Raw genomic sequence first — 1,187 nt, forward strand, 5'->3', positions numbered from 1 at the left:
CCGCAAGGCGCGGCGCGGCGGGCGGTGGCGCACGGGACGCACCGTCCTCACCCCGAGCGCACCGGCCGGGCATGAGCGGCAGCCCCCGTGCTCCAAGGGGCCGGTCGCCGCGCTCCGGCCGCCGAGTGGTGGAGCGCGCCGGTGGTCCCGGGTCCGTGCCGCACAGGGGTGGTCGGCGCCCAGAGGTGCGACGTCCGCGCCCCGTGCCGCCGCCCGTACGCCCCCGACGGTGCTGACCCGGGGGCCGGCCGCCGCGTAGGCTGCCCTCCAGCGCGATTGGACTAGACCGCTTCTCCCTCCCGGCGGGACGCCCGGGGGCCTCGCGACGGGGCGAGGTTCGGGAGGGGTGGCCGTGCCTGCCCTGACGCGCGCGACGGCGGGCCCGCGACGCGGCGGGCCCGGCACAGGGGCCCCTCACGGGTGCCCGGACACGGGACGGACGGGAAGAGGGGCCATGACCATGCCCGAAGGCACAGCCGCACTCCTGGAGGTGATCGCCCTCGACGCGGCGGACGCCAGGGCCGCGCGGGACGGCGGCGCCGACCGCCTCGAACTCGTCAGCGACATGGCGGCCGACGGGCTCGCCCCCACGGTCGAGACGTTCCGCGAGATCCGCGCCGCCGTCGCCCTCCCGCTGCGCGTGATGCTGCGCCTGAGCGACGGCTTCGCGGCGGGCGGTACGAGCGGCGTGGCCGCGCTCGTGGACCGCGCGACCCGGTTGCGCGCGGCGGGCGCGCGGGAGTTCGTCCTCGGCTTCCTCGACCCGGAGGGCGACCCCGACCTCGACACGCTGAAACGTCTCGCCGACGTCCTCGAAGGCTGCCCCTGGACCTTCCACCGCGCCGTCGACCGCAGCCGTGACCGCGAGGCCCTGCGCACCGGGCTCGCCGGACTGCCGGGCCTCGACACCTACCTGACGGCCGGGGCGGCGGGCGGCGTCGACAGCGGCCTGACCGTGCTGTGCGAGGAGGCCGCCCGTGAGGGCACCCCCGGCTACACGCAGCGCCTCCTCGTCGGCGGCGGCCTGCGCCTCGACCACCTCCCCGCCCTGCGCGCCGCCGGGATCTCCGCCTTCCACATCGGCGGCGCGGCCCGCCCCGAGGGCTGGGACGGACCGGTCGAAGCGGCAGCGGTCGCACGCTGGCGCGAGGCGCTGGCCTGAGCGAAACGGCGCCGGAGCGCCGGGC

Annotated in this window: 1 protein-coding gene; it reads left to right on the forward strand. The window is 78.6% G+C overall.

The genetic code is table 11. The features are described from left to right. Window positions 1-454: 454 nt before the first annotated feature. Window positions 455-1,162 carry a copper homeostasis protein CutC gene (locus SSBG_RS16405; protein WP_037869935.1) on the forward strand — a complete coding sequence of 236 codons (708 nt, stop codon included), beginning with the start codon at window positions 455-457 and terminating at the stop codon, window positions 1,160-1,162. The last annotated feature ends 25 nt before the right edge of the window (window positions 1,163-1,187 follow it).

This window comes from Streptomyces sp. SPB074 (assembly GCF_000154905.1).
In the GTDB taxonomy this organism is placed as follows: Bacteria; Actinomycetota; Actinomycetes; order Streptomycetales; family Streptomycetaceae; genus Streptomyces.

What these genes read in the sequence shown, in the direction of transcription:
- SSBG_RS16405 (WP_037869935.1), top strand. Translation starts at nt 455, where the DNA reads ATGACCATGCCCGAAGGCACAGCCGCACTCCTGGAGGTGATCGCCCTC.